Raw genomic sequence first — 15,512 nt, 5'->3', positions numbered from 1 at the left:
GTCCGTGGGCGGGACCGGGCCGCGGGCGCGGCCGGCGTCAGGCGGGCTGACCGAACAGCTGCCGCAGCACGTCCTCCATGGTCACCAGACCGGCCAGCCGGCCGTCGTCGCCGAGCACGGCCGCGACGTGCGTACGGCTGCCCCGCATGGCGGTGAGCACGTCGTCCAGCGGGGTCCCCTCGCGCACCCGCGGGATGGGCCGCATGTCCCGCAGCCGGAACGGCACGTCCCGCGGCGAGGCGTCCAGCGCGTCCTTGACGTGCAGATAGCCCACGATCCGCCGGCCCGCGTCGACCACCGGGAACCGGGAGAAGCCCGAGTCGGCCGACAGTCGCTCCAACTGCTCCGGTGTGACGCCCACGCGCGCGTAGACGACGCGCTCCAGCGGGACCACCACGTCCCGTACGGGCCGGCTGCCCAGCTCCAGGGCGTCGTGCAGCCGCTCCTGGGCCCGGCCGTCGATCAGCCCGGCCTCGCTGGCGTCCTTGACGATCTCGGCGAGTTCGGCGTCCGTGAAGGTCGCCGCGACCTCGCCCTTGGCCTCCACGCGCAGCAGCTTCAGCAGCCCGTTGGCGAAGGCGTTCACGGTGAAGATCACCGGTCGCAGCGCCCGGGACAGGCCGACCAGCGGCGGGCCCAGGAGGAGCGCGCTGCGCACCGGTTCCGCGAGCGCGATGTTCTTGGGCACCATCTCGCCGAGCAGCATGTGCAGATAGGTCGCCAGGGTCAGGGCGATCACGAAGGACACCACGTGGCCCGCGCTCTCGGGTACGCCGACCGCGTGGAACACCGGCTCCAGCAGGTGCGCGATCGCCGGCTCGGCCACCACGCCGAGGACCAGGGTGCACAGCGTGATGCCGAGCTGGGCGGCGGCCAGCAGCGCCGACACGTGCTCCAGGCCCCACAGCACGCTCCGGGCACGCCGGTCGCCCTCCTGCGCGAGCGGCTCGATCTGCGAGCGGCGCACGGAGATCAGCGCGAACTCGGCGCCGACGAAGAAGGCGTTGACGACGAGCGTCGCCAGGCCGATCAGCAGCTGTACGGCGGTCATCGCGCCCCCTCCGGCGTCTCGTCGGCCCGCTCGTCGTCCAGCGGCGCGTGCAGCAGCACCCTGGCCGCGCGGCGGCCCGAGGCGTCCACCACGTCCAGCCGCCAGCCGGTGACGAGGACGGTGTCGCCGATCTCGGGTATCCGCCCCAGTTCGGTGGCGACCAGGCCGGCCAGCGTCTCGTACGGCCCCTCGGGGACGCGCAGGCCCACGCGCGCGAGCTGGTCGGTGCGGGCGGCGCCGTCCGCCGAGTACAGGGCCCGGCCCTCCTCGTCCGCGCCGGCCGGGGCGAGGTCGGGCGTCTCGTGCGGATCGTGCTCGTCGCGCACCTCGCCGACGACCTCCTCGACGATGTCCTCCAGCGTGGCCACGCCCGCCGTGCCGCCGTACTCGTCTATGACGACGGCCATGGTGCGCCGGCCGCCGAGCCGGTCCAGCAGCCGTTCCACGGTGAGCGACTCGGGCACCAGCAGTGGTTCGCGCATCACCTGGGCGACCGTGCGGTGGCGCCGTTCGTCGGCGGGCACGGCCAGCACGTCCTTGATGTGCGCCGTGCCGACCACCGAGTCCAGGCTGCCGCGGTAGACCGGGAACCGGGACAGGCCGGTGGCCCGGGTCGCGTTCGCCACGTCCTCGCAGGTGGCCTGGGTGTCGAGGGCGACGACCTGGACGCGCGGGGTCATCACGTTCTCCGCCGTGAGGTCGGCCAGGTTCAGCGTGCGGACGAACAGCTCCGCGGTGTCCGCCTCCAGTGCGCCCTGCTTGGCGGAGTGCCGGGCCAGGGCGGCCAGCTCCTGCGGGCCGCGCGCCGAGGCCAGTTCCTCCGCCGGTTCGATGCCGAGGCGGCGCACGAAACGGTTGGCGGTGTTGTTCAGATGCGTGATGAAGGGGCGGAAGGCCGCGCTGAACCAGCGCTGGGCGCTGCCCACCCGCTTCGCCACCGCCAGCGGTGAGGAGATCGCCCAGTTCTTGGGCACCAGCTCGCCGACCACCATCAGGAACACCGTGGACAGGGCCGTGCCCAGCACCAGGGCGACGGAACTCGCCGTGGCCGGCGACAGCCCCAGGGCCTCGAACGGGCCGGACAGCAGCTTGGCGATCGACGGCTCGGCGAGCATGCCGACCACCAGGTTGGTGACGGTGATGCCCAGCTGGGCGCCGGAGAGCTGGAAGGTCAGGCTCCGTACGGCCTTGAGGGCGCCCGAGGCTCCGCGCTCGCCGCGCTCGGCGGCCCGCTCCAGCTCGCCGCGCTCGACCGTGGTCAGCGAGAACTCCGCCGCCACGAAGGCGCCGCAGGCGAGCGACAGCAGGATCGCCACCAGCAGGAGCAGCACTTCGGTCATCGGGTCACCCCCGTCCCATGATCGGACAGGGCAGGGGGAATCGCGCGGTGTCGCGGACCGGGAGGCTCGCCCATGGGCGGACGCTCACAACCTTTCATGGAGGGACGGGTGCTCCCTCAATGGTAAAGGATGGGCAAAGAGATCGGTGATCTCAGTCCGTCAGGGGCTTCACCCAGCGCCGCCACTGCTCCTGCGGCCCGTAGCCGGCGGCCCGCCAGGCGTGCTGCCCGCTCTCGTTGCGGACCAGCACCATGGCGTCCGCGCGCCGGCCGCCGAGCCGGGTGAACCGCTCCTCCGCAGCGGCGAGCAGCGCGGAACCGATGCCCCTGCGGCGCCGTTCCGGATGCACCGCGAGCCGGTAGAGATGACACCGCCAGCCGTCGAAGCCGGCGATCACCGTGCCCACCAGCTCGCCGCCGGACTCGGCGAGCAGCAGGGCGTCCGGGTCCCGCTCGACCAGCCCCTCCACACCGGCGCGGTCGTCGCTGATACTCGTCCCCTCGGCGGCCGTCTTCCAGAACGCGAGGACGGCGTCGAGATCGTCCGGCCCGGCAGGTCGTACACACAGCTCGGTCATGCGGTCATCGGATCACGGACAGCCCGGCAGGGCGCGGGAATTCCGTCATGCGGACTCCTCGCGCAGCCGTCGCATCACCGGCGCGAACGCCTCTATGGACGGCTCCAGCACGGTCAGGTACGAGAACCCGAACCGCTCCCGCTGCGCCCGCACCCGCGCGACGATCTGCTCCAGGGTCCCGACCAGCATGATCGGCAGGGTCAGTGCCCGGTCCAGGTCCAGCCGCGGGTGCCGTTCCAACAGCGGCCTCAGTACGGGTTCGGGGTCGTCCGTGACGGCCACCAGCTGGATGAGCAGGTTCAGCTCGGCCGGTGCGGGGCGGTCCGCCGCCAGCTCGCGGTAGCGGGCCACGCGCTCGTCCAGCTCGTCCGCGGTGAGCGGTGTCAGCGTGCCCGCCGCGTCCGCGGCCCGGGCCCCGGTGAACGCGGCGACGTCCGCGTGCTCGGCGGTCAGCCGCAGCATCCGGTCGCCGTTCGCGCCGATCAGCAGCGGCACCCTCGGCTGAGCCGGGCGCGGCCGGTGTTCGGCGGAGCGGAGCGCGCGCTCCAGCTCCCCGACGGTACGGCGGAGCAGGTCCACCCGCTCCCGCGGCGAGCCGAACGGCAGGCCGGCCGTCTCGTGCTCGGCCCGGACGTACCCGGTGCCCAGGCCCAGTTCGAGGCGGCCGCCGGTCAGCGCGTCCGTGGTCGCCACCTCACGCGCCAGCAGCGCCGGGTTCCAGAAGCCCGCGTTCAGCACGAACGTGCCGAGCCGGGGCCGCTCGGTGGCCCCGGCCGCCGCGACGAGCGCCGGGAACGGCGCGACCATGCCCAGGTGGTCGGGCACGAGGATGACGTCGTACCCGAGTTCCTCCGCGCGACGGCACTTGGCCCGCCACTCGGCGGCCGGCGCGGACGTGAGCAGGTTGACCCCGAAGCGGAACGGGCGTGGCATGAACTCTCCTCACCGACACGTGACTTGGCTCTGCCCCGCGATTCCATCACGTCCGCGGCCCGCTCGGCACGGGTGCTCTCACTCGTGCGCGATCGCCGCCAGCACGTTCATCCTCGACGCCCGCAGCGCCGGCAGCAGGGCCGCGACGACGCCCACCACCGCCGAGCCGATCACGACCGCGACGATCGTGCCCCAGGGGACGGCGAACGCCGTCAGGCCGCGCAGCGCCAGCACCTGCTGCATGCACACACCCCACACGAGCCCCAGCGCCAGCCCGAGGACCGCGCCGAACACCGCGATCACCACCGACTCCAGCCGGATCATCCGGCGCAGCTGCCGCCGCCCGAGCCCGATCGCGCGCAGCAGACCGATCTCCCGGGTGCGCTCGACCACCGACAGCGCGAGGGTGTTGACCACACCGAGGACCGCGATGACGATCGCCAGTCCGAGCAGCGCGTACACGAGGTAGAGCAGCACCGAGATCTGGTCGTGGACCAGCTTCTTGTAGTCGGCCTGGTTGCGCGTCTGGACCTGCGGATACGGCTTGAGCGCCTGTTCGAGCCGGGGGCGCAGCTCCTCCGCGCCGGTTCCGGAGGCCGCGTTCACGTACAGAGCGGAGTCCTGGGCGTCCGGCACGTACCGGTCGAGGGTGCCGAGGCCGAGGAAGAGGCCGCCCTGGGCGCCGAACCCCTGCGTCGTCTCCTGATCGGTGAGGGCGCCGACCGTCAGCTCGGTGTGCCGTCCGCCCGGGAACTCCGCGGGCAGCACGCTGCCGACGCGCACGCCATGGTCCCTGGCGAAGTCGGCGTCCATGGCGAGGTGCCCGTCGGCCAGCGCGGCCGCCGAACCGCCCCGCGCGTAGGGGATGTGCACGACGTCGTCGAGACCCGGCCCGTACGCGGCGGCGGACGTCTTGACCCGGTCCCCGTCCGGCAGCCGTACGGCGAGGGGGGTCTGCCGCTGCGGCACCACGAGCCCCACACCCGGCGTCCCGCGCACGGCGGCGCGCACCTCCTTGGTGAACGGGGCGAAGTTCGTGTTCTGGACGATCAGGTCGGCGCCCAGCGTCCTGTCGATCTGCCGGTCGAACGACGCGGACAGCGAGGCGCTCGCCACCGACATCCCGCCGACCAGGGCCAGGCCCACCATCAGCGCGGCGGCCGTGGCACCGGTACGGCGCGGATTGCGCAGCGCGTTGCGCTGGCTCATGCGGCCGACCGGCCCGAACAACGCGGGGAAGGCGCCGCCCAGCACCCGGATCACCGGCCGCACGAGCAGCGGCCCGGCGACCACGGTGGCGATCAGCGTCAGGACCACGCCGAGTCCCAGCAGTGCGGCCGCCTGCGCGGTCCGCGTGGCCGCGGCGCACCCGGCCAGGGCGGCGGCACCGGCCGCCCCGACCAGCGCTCCGACGATCGCCCGCACCTTCAACGGCTTCCCCACACCGGCCACTTCGGCGTCCGCGAGCGCCGCCATGGGGGAGACGGCCGCCGCCCGGCGCGCGGGCAGGTAGGCGGCGACGACGGTGACCCCCAGACCGACGACGTAGGCCGCGACGGGCGTTCCCCAGCCGATGACCATCTCGGTGGTCTTCAGGTTCATCCCGAAGGCGCTCATCAGCCGGATCAGCCCGAAGGCCAGTCCGATCCCGGCGGCGAGACCGAGTGTCGAGCCGACCAGGCCCAGCAGCACCGCCTCCGTGAGCACCGAGCGCCGCACCTGCCGCCGGTCGGCGCCGAGCGCCCGCAGCAGGCCCAGTTCCCTGGTGCGCTGGGCGATGAGCATGGAGAAGGTGTTGACGATGAGGAACACGCCGACGAGCAGCGCGATGCCGGCGAAGCCCAGCATCACGTACTTGATCACGTCGAGGAAGGTGCCCAGGTTGGCGGAGGCCGACTTCGCCTGCTCGTTCGCGGTCTTCAGGTCGTAGGCGCCGGTGTCGACCGCCGTGCCGATCCGGCGCTTGAGTTCGGTGTCGGTCACGCCCCTGGCCGCGTCCGCCTGGATGCTGGTCGCCTTCGCGGCGGAGCCGAGCAGTTCCCGGCCGGCCACCGCCGGGTCAAGGTAGATCAGGGCGGAACCCGGGTTGGTGGTGGTGAACGTGGCGATGCCGACGATCCGCACCCGGAAGGTGCCCGGCTGCGCGTGCACCGTCAGCGTGTCCCCGATCCGCACGCCCTTCTTGGCGGCGGTGTCGGCGTCCAGCAGCGCCTCGCCGGAGCCTCGCGGAGCATGGCCCGAGGTGAGCTTCACCGGGCTGTGCGGAGTGACGTACCAGGCCATCGCGATGGTCGGGGCGCCGGTCGTGGGGCCGACCGACTTGTCGTCGGCGTCGACCACGACGGCGTTCTGCACCGACACCTCGGCCCGGGCCGCCGCGACCCCGTCGGTCCTCGCCACGCGGTCCCGCAGCGCGGCGGCCAGGGTCGGTACCGAACCGCTCAGCCGGGCCGACCGCAGGTCCTCCTGCTTCGGCAGCACCGTCACATCGGCCGCGGTGGAGGCGAACAGCCGGTCGAAGGTACGGGTGACGGTGTCGGAGAAGATCAGGCTGCCCGCGACGAACGCCACGGACAGGACCACGGCCAGCGCGGACAGGGCGAGCCGCCCCTTGTGCGCGAGAAAGCTCCTGAGGGTCGCCTTGAGCACCGGGTCAGTCCTCCCCGGCGGTGACGCCGTCGGCGAGCCGGCCGCGCACCACGTCGAAACGCTTCATGCGTTCCAGCACGGCGTCCGCCGTCGGCTGTTCCATCTCGTCGACGATCCGCCCGTCCGCCAGGAAGAGCACCAGGTCGGCGTGGGCGGCGGCGCCCGGGTCGTGGGTGACCATGACGACGCTCTGGCCGAGATCGTCGACCGCGCCGCGCAGGAAGCCCAGCACCTCCAGGCCCGCCCGTGAGTCCAGGTTGCCGGTCGGCTCGTCCGCGAAGATCAGCTCGGGCCGGGAGGCCAGCGCCCGCGCGCACGCGACGCGCTGCTGCTGGCCGCCGGAGAGCTGCGCGGGCCGGTGCGTCAGCCGCCCGCGCAGGCCGAGGGCGTCGATGACCTGGTCCAGCCATCGCTGATCGGGCCGGCGCCCCGCGATGTCCATCGGCAGGGTGATGTTCTCGGCGGCCGTCAGCGTCGGGATCAGGTTGAACGACTGGAACATGAACCCGATCCGGTCCCGCCTCAGACGGGTCAGCTCCCGCTCCTTCAGCCCGGTGATCTCGGTGTCGCCCAGCCACACCTGGCCGGCCGACACGTTGTCGAGGCCGGCCAGGCAGTGCATGAGCGTGGACTTCCCGGACCCCGAGGGGCCCATCACGGCCGTGAAGCGACCGCGCGCGATGTCGACGTCGACCGAGTCCAGGGCGACGACGGCCGTCTCCCCGGAGCCGTAGGCCTTGGTCAGTGCGCGGGCGCGGGCCGCGATCCCGACGTCCGGCGCCCGGCCCGGAACGTGCTCCGCAGCAGTGGTGGACAAGACCGCCTCCCGGTCGCCTCGACGTCACGCCCCGACTCCTTGGTGGGCCGAGCCTAGTGTGACCCGGCACACAGCCGGAATCCCACCTTCGCCCGAGACCCGGACCACGTCCAAGGGACGCGGTCCGGTCGGGGGCCCCTTGCCGTGCTAGCACTCCGGCGCTAGCGTCGAAACCATGGCGAAGACCCAGCTGAACGTACGCGTGGACGAGGGCACGGCCCGCGCGGCTCGCGAGCGCGCCGTGGCCCGCGGGATCAGCGTCAACCGCTACATCGAAGAGCTGGTCAGACAGGACACCGGGGAGGCCGGCCGTACGTTCGTCGACGCCGCCGCCGACTTCATGAAGCAGTACGAGTCCGTGTTCGCCGAGGAGTTCGCCGACACCCGCGGCACCGACCCGGTCGAAGACCGCCGCTGATCCCTTGGACGCACTCACTGTCGACCTCGCCTGGCTGCTGATGCTCGCCGAGCAGAAGACGCCGGGGGACCCGCAGGTCACCGACTGGGGCGCGCTGGTCGCCGCCGTCGCCCGGCACCGGGCCGAGATATTCGGCGTCCCGGTCTACGACAGCCCGCACGCCCGTGCCGCGTCCCTGCTCCAGCTGCTGATCCACGTGCCCGCGCTGGAACGCTCCAACGCGCTGTTCGCCTCGGCGGTCGCCTACGCCTACCTGGTCGCCGGCGGCGAGAAGCTCGCCACCACACCCGAGCAGGTCCGCGACCTCGCCCGGCTGGTCAAGGACGGTGCGGCGAGCGTCGACGACATCGCGCGGCAGCTGCGCGGCTGGAGCGTCTGATCAGCGGGCGGCCGGCTCGTCCGGCCGCCAGGCCACCCCCAGCGAGCAGTAGGAGGTCGGCAGCACGGGCCCCTTGTCCGGCAGCAGCACCCGCCGCTGCGGGCCGATGAGGAACCCGGCCTCGCGCAGGGCGGCCACCGGCTCCCGGGACAGATGGCAGCCCCCGTTCAGCACGGGCCACAGCGTGCGGTCCAGCGCCCGCTGCGTCAGCGTCATGGCCCGGCCGCCGCCACGCCCGTGCTCGAAGAAGCGCACCTCGCCGCCCGGCCGGAGCACCCGCCGTACCTCGCCCAGCGCCCGCGGCACGTCCCGCACGCTGCACAGCACCAGCGACAGCACGACCGCGTCGAAGGCCTCGCTCTTGACCGGCAGCGCCTCGGCCGCGCCCGGCACCACGTCCACCGGCACCTGGGCGCGCAGCGCGGCCTCCAGCGCCAACTTCCTGAGCGACGGCTCCGGTTCGATCGCGACGACCTCCGCGACCGCACCCGGGTAGTGGCCGAAGTTCAGCCCGTTGCCCGCGCCGATCTCCAGCACCCGGCCGGACAGCCCGGCGAGGAGCCGCTCGCGCACCCCGGCCATGCCCAGCCGGGTCTCGGCACCCACGCTGAGCCGGGCGTAGTAACGGGCGAACAGCGGATGGTGGACGGGACCCCGCGCCACCTTGCCCGAGCCGGTGGACAGCAGTCGCATGGCAACCTCCCGAAGCAGGACGGCCCTGCCAAGAGTGTCCCCCGCGGGGCGCCCGGGCACCCCCGCCGAGCGGATTCGGCGGCGAAAGACGGCCGAACGGGTGCCCGGGCGGTACGGGCGCCCGGCTCAGGCGAACGCCGGAGGTGCCTCCCGTACCTTGAACGCCTCCGCGTCCCAGGTGCCGTCCAGACGGGGTGCGAGCCAGGTCGGGGCCGCCGTGCGGAACTCGGCCGGCGGCAGCGCGCCGGCGCGGGCGGGCAGGGCGCCGAGCAGCGGGGCCCCGGCCACCACGGGCAGGTCGGCCACGTTGCAGCGGGTGGCCAGGTCGGGGGAGTCGGGCCAGCTGCCGATGACCACGCCGGCGAACTCCAGCTCACGACGCCGAAGTTCACGGGCCGTCAGCTCGGTGGTGTTCAGCGTGCCCAGCCCGGCCGTGGCGACGACCAGCACCGGTGCGTTCAGCAGCCGGGCCACGTCGGCCAGGGTGCCGCCCGCCGCGTCGAACCGGACGAGCAGCCCACCCGCCCCCTCCACCAGCACCAGATCGTGCTCGGTGGCCAGCTTGGCGGCCCGGTCGGCCACCTCGTGCGGATGCACCGGCGCCATTCCCGCCCGGCGGGCCGCCGTGCCCGGTGCCAACGGCTCCGGGTAGCGGGCGATCTCATCGGCCGTCACCGGACCCGCGAGCCACACGACCTCGTCGGCGTCCCCGCGTTCGTCCGGCGTCACGCCCGTCTGCGCGGCCTTCAGCACCGCCACCGAACGGCCGGCCGCGAGCGCCGCGGCGGCGACGGCCGCCGTGGTGACGGTCTTGCCGACCTCCGTGCCCGTTCCCGTGATCACCAGTACCGGCATCTCATCCCTCCCGCGCCGCGGCGCACACCGCGCGCGTGATCCGTTCCAGGTCCGCGTCCGAGGTGACGTACGGAGGCATCGTGTAGATCAGGTCGCGGAAGGGCCGCAGCCACACGCCCTCCCGTACGGCCGCGGCGGTCGCCGCGGCCATGTCGATCTCGTGGTCGAGCTGCACGACCCCGATGGCGCCGAGCACGCGGACGTCCCGCACGCCCGGGAGCTCCGCGGCCGGTGCGAGCCCCTCGCGCAGGCCCGCCTCGATCCGTTTCACCTCCGCGCGCCAGTCCTGCCCGAGCAGCAGTCCGAGGGAGGCGCAGGCCACCGCGGCCGCCAGCGGGTTGCCCATGAACGTCGGACCGTGCGCGAGCACCGGCACCTCGCCGCGCGAGATGCCGTCGGCGACCCGCGCGGTGCACAGCGTGGCCGCCATCGTCAGATAGCCGCCGGTCAGCGCCTTGCCCACGCACATCACGTCCGGGGTGACGGCCGCGTGGTCCGCGGCGAACAGCGCGCCCGTACGGCCGAATCCGGTGGCGATCTCGTCGAACACCAGCAGCACGTCGTGCGCGTCGCACGCCTCCCGCAGCACCCGCAGGTAGTCGGGTGAGTGGAAGCGCATCCCGCCCGCGCCCTGCACCACCGGCTCCACGATGACCGCGGCCAGCTCGTCCGCGTGCCGCGCGATCAGCTCGCGCAGATGCTCCGCGTACGACTCCTCGTACTCCGCCGGCGGCGCGTCCGCGAAGAGCTGGCGCGGGAGCACACCGGTCCACAGCTCGTGCATCCCGCCCTCGGGGTCGCACACCGACATGGGGTTCCAGGTGTCGCCGTGGTAGCCGCCGCGCCAGGTCAGCAGCCGTCGCTTGCCCGGCCGGCCGAGCGAACGCCAGTACTGCAGGCACATCTTCACCGCGACCTCGACCGAGACCGAGCCCGAGTCGGCCAGGAACACATGCTCCAGGCCGTCCGGTGACATGTCGACAAGGAGCTTCGCGAGCCGTACGGCGGGCTCGTGGGTGAGCCCGCCGAACATCACATGGCTCATCCGGCCCAGCTGCTGGTGCGCGGCCTCGTTGAGCACGGGGTGGTTGTAGCCGTGGATGGCCGACCACCACGACGACATCCCGTCGACCAGCTCGCCCGAGCCGTCCGCGAGCCGCAGCCGGACCCCGCTCGCCGACTCCACGACGAGCGGTTCGGCACGGCCGGGCATCGGCCCGTAGGGATGCCAGACGTGCTTGCGGTCCAGTTCCAGCAGTTCCGGGACGCTCGGCCGGGACAGGTCAGGCATTGGGCGCGAGGTCCGTTCCGGCGCCACGGCGACGCACGGCGACGAGATCGGGGCGCGCCTCCTGGGCGGCGGGCGCGGCCGTCACGGCGGCCGTACCGCACACCCCGCCGCCGGCGTGGGACCCGCAGCCGGCCTCGGCGTGCGAGCCGCAGCCGGCCTCCGCCTCGGACCCGCACCCGGCGCCCTCGTGCGACCCGCATCCGCCGCCGGCGGCCATCGCCCGGTGCTCCGGAAGCGTGACCTCCCCGGCGCCCTCCACCTCGAACCCGGCGTCCGCGATCATTTCCAGGTCGGCCTTGCCGGCCTGGCCCTCACTGGTCAGGTAGTCGCCGAGGAAGATGGAGTTGGCCAGGTTCAGCGCGAGCGGCTGCATCGTGCGCAGGTGGACCTCGCGGCCGCCCGCGATCCGGACCTCCACGTCCGGACAGACGAAGCGGACCATCGCGAGGATGCGCAGGCAGCGCTGCGGGGTGAGGTTCCACTCCTTGGCCAGCGGGGTGCCCTCGAACGGGATCAGGAAGTTCACCGGCACCGAGTCCGGGTCCAGCGCGCGCAGCGAGTAGACGACGTCGACCAGGTCCTCGTCGCTCTCGCCCATGCCCGCGATCAGACCGGAGCAGGCGGACAGACCGGCCGCGTGCGCCTTCTGCACCGTGTCCACCCGGTCGGCGTACGTGTGGGTGGTGGTGATGTCCCCGTAGGTGGACTCGGAGGTGTTCAGGTTGTGGTTGTAGGCGTCCGCACCGGCCTCGCGCAGCCGCTCGGCCTGGCCGTCGGAGAGCAGACCGAGGCAGGCGCACACCTCGACGTCCTCGTTCTGGTCCTTGATGGCCTTGATGGTGTCCGAGACCCGGTCCACGTCCCGGTCGGTCGGGCCGCGCCCGCTGGCCACCAGGCAGACGCGCTTGGCGCCGCCCGCCAGCCCGGCGGCGGCCGCCTGGGAGGCCTCGTCGGGCTTGAGCCAGGTGTACTTCAGGATCTCGGCCTTGGAGCCCAGCCGCTGGGAGCAGTAGGAGCAGTCCTCCGGGCACAGGCCGGACTTGAGGTTCACCAGATAGTTGAGTTTCACCCGTCGCCCGAACCAGTGCCGGCGCACCTTGCCGGCCGCGGCCACCACATCGAGCAGGTCGTCGTCGGAGGTGGCCAGCACGGCGAGTGCTTCCTCGCGGGTCGGCAGCTCGCGCCGCAGCCCCTTGTCCACCAGCGTGTTCAGCAGGTCCATGAGGTCCGATCCTGGCCTACGGGACCGCCCCTGGCCAAGGAGACTTTGCACAAGCCCGACAGTTCTCCGTGTGGGTATCGCCACACAGTGGGCGGCCGGGCGGCCCGCTAGGGTCTGTGCGCTACCTACAAAAGCACCGGAGGGGTTCATGGCGTTCGGGTGGATCGACGAGCAGGCGGAGGCGCGCCGCCGCGCCGGACTCGTACGAACCCTGCGGCCGCGCCCCGCCGACTCGCCGCTGCTGGACCTGGCGAGCAACGACTACCTGGGCCTGGCGCACCACCCCGAGGTGACCGAGGGCGCGGCGCGGGCCGCCCGTACCTGGGGCGGGGGAGCCACCGGTTCACGTCTGGTCACCGGCACCACCGAGCTGCACTCCGAGCTGGAACGCGAACTGGCCGCCTTCTGCGGATTCGAGGCGGCCCTGGTCTTCTCCTCCGGTTACGCGGCCAACCTGGCCGCGGTCACCGCGCTCGGCCCGCACGGCTCGCTGATCGTCTCCGACGCGGGCAACCACGCCTCGCTCATCGACGGCTGCCGGCTCGCCCGGGGCGCGACGCAGGTCGTCGGGCACGGCGATCCCGAGGCCGTGCGCAAGGCCCTGGCCACGCACGAGGGGACGGCGATCGTCGTCTCCGACACCGTGTTCTCGGTCGACGGGGACCAGGCGCCGCTGGCCGGGCTGGCCGCGGCGTGCCGGGAGCACGGCGCGGGCCTGGTGGTGGACGACGCCCACGGTCTCGGCGTGCTGGGCGACGGCGGGCGGGGCGCGCCGTACGCGACCGGTCTGGCCGGTGCCGAGGACGTGGTCGTGACGGCCACCCTGTCCAAGTCGCTGGGCAGCCAGGGCGGGGTGGTGCTCGGCCCGGCCCGGGTGATCGGCCATCTGGTCAACGCGGCCCGGACGTTCATCTTCGACACCGGTCTGGCGCCGGCGGCGGCGGGTGCCGCGCTGGCCGCGCTGCGGCTGCTCGTCCGGGAGCCGGAGCGTGCGGCGCGGGCCCGGGAGGTGGCTTCGGAACTGCACGCACGGCTGACCGCCGCGGGCCTGGAAGCGGTACGTCCGGACGCCGCGGTGGTCTCCGTGCGGGCACCGTCCCCGGAGCAGGCGGTGCGCTGGGCGGCCGACTGCCGTACGGCGGGTCTGGCCGTGGGCTGTTTCCGTCCTCCCTCCGTGCCCGACGGCATCTCACGGCTGAGGCTGACCGCCCGGGCTGACCTCTCCGGGGCCGAGATCGAACGCGCTGTACGAGTGATCGGCGAGACGCGACCATGAGTCGGCGTGACACGGCCGGGCGCCGCCGTCAGGGGATGTGATCAGAGGCGGGCAGGGTGTTGGTGGATCACGGGAGCGTGGTCACGAACCCCGCCCAGCTCTCGGGGGAGAAGAGCAGCGCGGGTCCGGCCGGGTCCTTCGAGTCGCGCACGGCGAGCAGCCCGGCCCAGGGGCCGGTGTGCGGCCGGGCCGTCTCCACGCAGTTGTTGGCTCCCGTGCTGTGGCTGCTGCGCAGCCAGCTCACGTCGTGCAGGTCGGTACTGGCAGGGACGTTCCGAGGCAGAGCGGTCATGGTGCCTCCTTACGCGCCGTCACCTATCCCGGCGATGTAGTCCAACGAGTCCTCGGGTGAAAGGGCTTGGTTTTGAAGGGACTTGAAGGCCTGCGAGTAGGCCATCAGGTCTTCTTTCCGTTCGAGGTAGAGGCTACTCGTCAACTGGTCGACAACAACCACATCCAGATCAGAAGTGCTCGGAAATGAGAAGATAACGAAAGGCCCGGTGAGGCCGACATGCGCTCCGGCGCCGAACGGCAGTACCTGGAGCCGTACTTGGGGCAGCCGGGCGGCCTCCTCCAGTCGCTCCAGCTGCCGGGCCATCACCCCGGGACCGCCGACCTCGCGGCGCAGCACCGCCTCGTCGAGCACCGCGCTGAGCTCCAGCGGCGGGTGCGAACGCAGCACGTCCTGCCTGGCCAGACGTACTTCCACCAGCGCGTCCAGGTGCTCCTCGTCCAGGTCGTTCACGGCCGCCCGGGTCACCGCGGTGGCGTACTCGGCGGTCTGCAGCAGACCCGGCACGACCGTCGTCTCCAGGGTGCGCATGACGCTCGCCTGCGACTCCAGACTGATGAAATCCCGGTACGTCGGCGGCAGCACCCCGCGATAGGCGTGCCACCACCGGTTGCTTCCACCGGCGTCCTCCGACCCCGCCAGCATCAGCAGCAACTCGCGCAGATGTCCGTCCCGCACCCCGTACGCGTCCAGGAGTAACCGCAGATCGGCCGGTTTCACACCGCTCGCGCCGGTCTCGATGCGGCTCACCTTCGACTGGTGCCAGCCGACCAGCTCCGCCGCCTCCCCGCTCGTGAGCCCAGCACCGGTACGCAGCGTGCGCAGTTCGGCGCCCAGTTTGCGGCGGCGCACCGCGGGACCGTTCTGCATGGGCTCCTCCTTACTCCTTATGGACCGCCCGGATACGGCTGCGCGTCGCAGAGTTCACCGCTTCGGGCGACAGATATATGCATATCTTGGTGGATCGCTCCCCGTGACCGGCCCGGTGATGGCAGTCTGGCGACGAGCACCAGTCCGGGACCGTACTCGAACCATCCGCTCCATGTCGGACTGCGGTCCCGCGGGAAAGGGACGACGTCGCCATGGCAGACCATCTGGAAGCATCCGTCACTCTGCCGAGCGATCCCGCCTCGGTCTCCGCGGCCCGCGCCTACGTGGTGGGGACGCTCGCGGAGTGGGGCCTGCCGTCGGACACCGACGTGGCCGACACCGTCCGGCTCATCGTCTCCGAACTCGCCACCAACGCCGTACAGCACACCTTCGGACAGTCACCCACCTTCACGGTCGACATCGCGCTGCACCGTGACGAACACCTGCGCATCGGCGTCACGGACAGTCATCCCCGCTTCCCCAAGAGACTGCCCGCCGCCGTCCAGCAGGACAACGGGCGCGGCATGGTCATCATCCGCTGTCTCACCGCCGAGTGCGGCGGCAAGCTCCGCGTCCGCCCGACCCGTGAGGGGGGCAAGACGGTGTTCATCGAACTTCCGTGGGCGCTGCCGGTCGAGCCGGTGGCGGCCGGAGGCCAGCAGGAACCGTAGCCCGGCACCCGCGCCCGGACGCCGCGACGCCCCGGCCCGGGGGCCCCCCCGGGGGCCCCGGGCGGGGGGGGGCCCCCCCGGGTGGGGCCCGTCCCCCCGGGGGCCGCCCCCCGGCCCCCCAGGGGCCCCGCCGGGGCCCCCGCCGCCCGGCCCGGGCCCCGGCCCGCCCCCCCCCCCG

16 protein-coding genes are annotated in these 15,512 nt (G+C 73.0%); 4 read left to right on the top strand and 12 right to left on the bottom strand.

What is annotated here, in order from left to right; genetic code table 11:
* Positions 1-37: 37 nt before the first annotated feature.
* From ACF08B_RS19875 to ACF08B_RS19850, 6 genes are all read right to left on the bottom strand, one after another.
* Entirely contained in the window at positions 38-1,051 is a 1,014-nt protein-coding gene (locus ACF08B_RS19875) for a hemolysin family protein (RefSeq protein WP_392318532.1), read from the bottom strand.
* On the bottom strand, positions 1,048-2,391 hold the full coding sequence (locus tag ACF08B_RS19870) for a hemolysin family protein (protein ID WP_392318531.1): 1,344 nt from the start codon (positions 2,389-2,391) through the stop codon (positions 1,048-1,050). The genes ACF08B_RS19875 and ACF08B_RS19870 overlap by 4 nt, the downstream gene beginning before the upstream one ends.
* 151 nt (positions 2,392-2,542) lie before the next feature.
* Positions 2,543-2,968, bottom strand: a complete 426-nt coding sequence (locus tag ACF08B_RS19865) for a GNAT family N-acetyltransferase (RefSeq protein ID WP_392318530.1) — start codon at positions 2,966-2,968, stop codon at positions 2,543-2,545.
* A 45-nt stretch (positions 2,969-3,013) separates the two neighbouring features.
* Positions 3,014-3,901, bottom strand: a complete 888-nt coding sequence (locus ACF08B_RS19860) for an LLM class F420-dependent oxidoreductase (RefSeq protein WP_392318529.1) — start codon at positions 3,899-3,901, stop codon at positions 3,014-3,016.
* 78 nt (positions 3,902-3,979) lie between these two features.
* A complete protein-coding gene (locus ACF08B_RS19855; RefSeq protein WP_392318528.1) occupies positions 3,980-6,550 on the bottom strand; it encodes an ABC transporter permease in 2,571 nt (856 codons plus the stop codon).
* A gap of 4 nt (positions 6,551-6,554) precedes the next feature.
* On the bottom strand, positions 6,555-7,367 hold the full coding sequence (locus tag ACF08B_RS19850; RefSeq protein ID WP_392318527.1) for an ABC transporter ATP-binding protein: 813 nt from the start codon (positions 7,365-7,367) through the stop codon (positions 6,555-6,557).
* A gap of 175 nt (positions 7,368-7,542) precedes the next feature.
* Between ACF08B_RS19850 and ACF08B_RS19845 the strand changes: the two genes are divergently transcribed.
* Both ACF08B_RS19845 and ACF08B_RS19840 read left to right on the top strand, forming a co-directional pair.
* Complete coding sequence (locus ACF08B_RS19845; protein WP_392318526.1) at positions 7,543-7,785, top strand: toxin-antitoxin system HicB family antitoxin; 243 nt, start codon at positions 7,543-7,545, stop codon at positions 7,783-7,785.
* A 40-nt stretch (positions 7,786-7,825) separates the two neighbouring features.
* A complete protein-coding gene (locus ACF08B_RS19840; protein ID WP_392318574.1) occupies positions 7,826-8,164 on the top strand; it encodes a fic family toxin-antitoxin system, toxin component in 339 nt (112 codons plus the stop codon).
* Here the strand turns inward: ACF08B_RS19840 and ACF08B_RS19835 are convergent, their stop codons facing one another.
* The 4 genes from ACF08B_RS19835 to bioB form a co-directional block, all read right to left on the bottom strand.
* A complete protein-coding gene (locus ACF08B_RS19835) occupies positions 8,165-8,857 on the bottom strand; it encodes a class I SAM-dependent methyltransferase (protein ID WP_392318525.1) in 693 nt (230 codons plus the stop codon).
* Positions 8,858-8,983: 126 nt separating this feature from the next.
* A complete protein-coding gene (bioD, locus tag ACF08B_RS19830; RefSeq protein WP_392318524.1) occupies positions 8,984-9,712 on the bottom strand; it encodes a dethiobiotin synthase in 729 nt (242 codons plus the stop codon).
* A 1-nt stretch (position 9,713) separates the two neighbouring features.
* Positions 9,714-11,003, bottom strand: coding sequence for an adenosylmethionine--8-amino-7-oxononanoate transaminase (locus tag ACF08B_RS19825; protein ID WP_392318523.1), 1,290 nt, complete (start codon positions 11,001-11,003; stop codon positions 9,714-9,716).
* Positions 10,996-12,225, bottom strand: a complete 1,230-nt coding sequence (gene bioB, locus ACF08B_RS19820) for a biotin synthase BioB (RefSeq protein WP_392318522.1) — start codon at positions 12,223-12,225, stop codon at positions 10,996-10,998. Before bioB ends, ACF08B_RS19825 begins: the two co-directional genes overlap by 8 nt.
* 148 nt (positions 12,226-12,373) lie before the next feature.
* On the opposite strand from bioB, the gene ACF08B_RS19815 reads away from it, so the two are divergent.
* Positions 12,374-13,501 (top strand): 8-amino-7-oxononanoate synthase, encoded by a 1,128-nt coding sequence (locus ACF08B_RS19815; protein ID WP_392318521.1) that lies wholly within the window; start codon positions 12,374-12,376, stop codon positions 13,499-13,501.
* A 67-nt stretch (positions 13,502-13,568) separates the two neighbouring features.
* On the opposite strand, the gene ACF08B_RS19810 is transcribed toward ACF08B_RS19815, so the two are convergent.
* Together ACF08B_RS19810 and ACF08B_RS19805 are read right to left on the bottom strand one after the other, a co-directional pair.
* Positions 13,569-13,793: a DUF397 domain-containing protein gene (locus ACF08B_RS19810; protein WP_123438665.1), complete on the bottom strand. Its 225-nt coding sequence runs from the start codon at positions 13,791-13,793 to the stop codon at positions 13,569-13,571.
* A gap of 9 nt (positions 13,794-13,802) precedes the next feature.
* Positions 13,803-14,663: a helix-turn-helix domain-containing protein gene (locus tag ACF08B_RS19805; RefSeq protein ID WP_392318520.1), complete on the bottom strand. Its 861-nt coding sequence runs from the start codon at positions 14,661-14,663 to the stop codon at positions 13,803-13,805.
* A 212-nt stretch (positions 14,664-14,875) separates the two neighbouring features.
* On the opposite strand from ACF08B_RS19805, the gene ACF08B_RS19800 reads away from it, so the two are divergent.
* Positions 14,876-15,334, top strand: coding sequence for an ATP-binding protein (locus tag ACF08B_RS19800; RefSeq protein WP_392318519.1), 459 nt, complete (start codon positions 14,876-14,878; stop codon positions 15,332-15,334).
* Positions 15,335-15,512 lie beyond the last annotated feature (178 nt).

Source organism: Streptomyces sp. NPDC015139 (assembly GCF_043079785.1).
GTDB lineage: Bacteria > Actinomycetota > Actinomycetes > Streptomycetales > Streptomycetaceae > Streptomyces > Streptomyces albidocamelliae.
Note: the sequence above shows the minus strand (reverse complement) of the source record. Positions and strands in the feature narration are given on the sequence as shown.

Bases quoted from the DNA above. Each gene is read 5' to 3' on its own strand.
- ACF08B_RS19875 (WP_392318532.1), bottom strand. From the start codon at position 1,051: ATGACCGCCGTACAGCTGCTGATCGGCCTGGCGACGCTCGTCGTCAAC.
- ACF08B_RS19860 (WP_392318529.1), bottom strand. From the start codon at position 3,901: ATGCCACGCCCGTTCCGCTTCGGGGTCAACCTGCTCACGTCCGCGCCG.
- ACF08B_RS19800 (WP_392318519.1), top strand. From the start codon at position 14,876: ATGGCAGACCATCTGGAAGCATCCGTCACTCTGCCGAGCGATCCCGCC.
- bioD (WP_392318524.1), bottom strand. From the start codon at position 9,712: ATGCCGGTACTGGTGATCACGGGAACGGGCACGGAGGTCGGCAAGACC.
- ACF08B_RS19825 (WP_392318523.1), bottom strand. From the start codon at position 11,003: ATGCCTGACCTGTCCCGGCCGAGCGTCCCGGAACTGCTGGAACTGGAC.
- ACF08B_RS19815 (WP_392318521.1), top strand. From the start codon at position 12,374: ATGGCGTTCGGGTGGATCGACGAGCAGGCGGAGGCGCGCCGCCGCGCC.
- ACF08B_RS19840 (WP_392318574.1), top strand. From the start codon at position 7,826: ATGCTCGCCGAGCAGAAGACGCCGGGGGACCCGCAGGTCACCGACTGG.
- ACF08B_RS19865 (WP_392318530.1), bottom strand. From the start codon at position 2,968: ATGACCGAGCTGTGTGTACGACCTGCCGGGCCGGACGATCTCGACGCC.
- ACF08B_RS19805 (WP_392318520.1), bottom strand. From the start codon at position 14,663: ATGCAGAACGGTCCCGCGGTGCGCCGCCGCAAACTGGGCGCCGAACTG.
- bioB (WP_392318522.1), bottom strand. From the start codon at position 12,225: ATGGACCTGCTGAACACGCTGGTGGACAAGGGGCTGCGGCGCGAGCTG.
- ACF08B_RS19835 (WP_392318525.1), bottom strand. From the start codon at position 8,857: ATGCGACTGCTGTCCACCGGCTCGGGCAAGGTGGCGCGGGGTCCCGTC.
- ACF08B_RS19810 (WP_123438665.1), bottom strand. From the start codon at position 13,793: ATGACCGCTCTGCCTCGGAACGTCCCTGCCAGTACCGACCTGCACGAC.
- ACF08B_RS19870 (WP_392318531.1), bottom strand. From the start codon at position 2,391: ATGACCGAAGTGCTGCTCCTGCTGGTGGCGATCCTGCTGTCGCTCGCC.
- ACF08B_RS19845 (WP_392318526.1), top strand. From the start codon at position 7,543: ATGGCGAAGACCCAGCTGAACGTACGCGTGGACGAGGGCACGGCCCGC.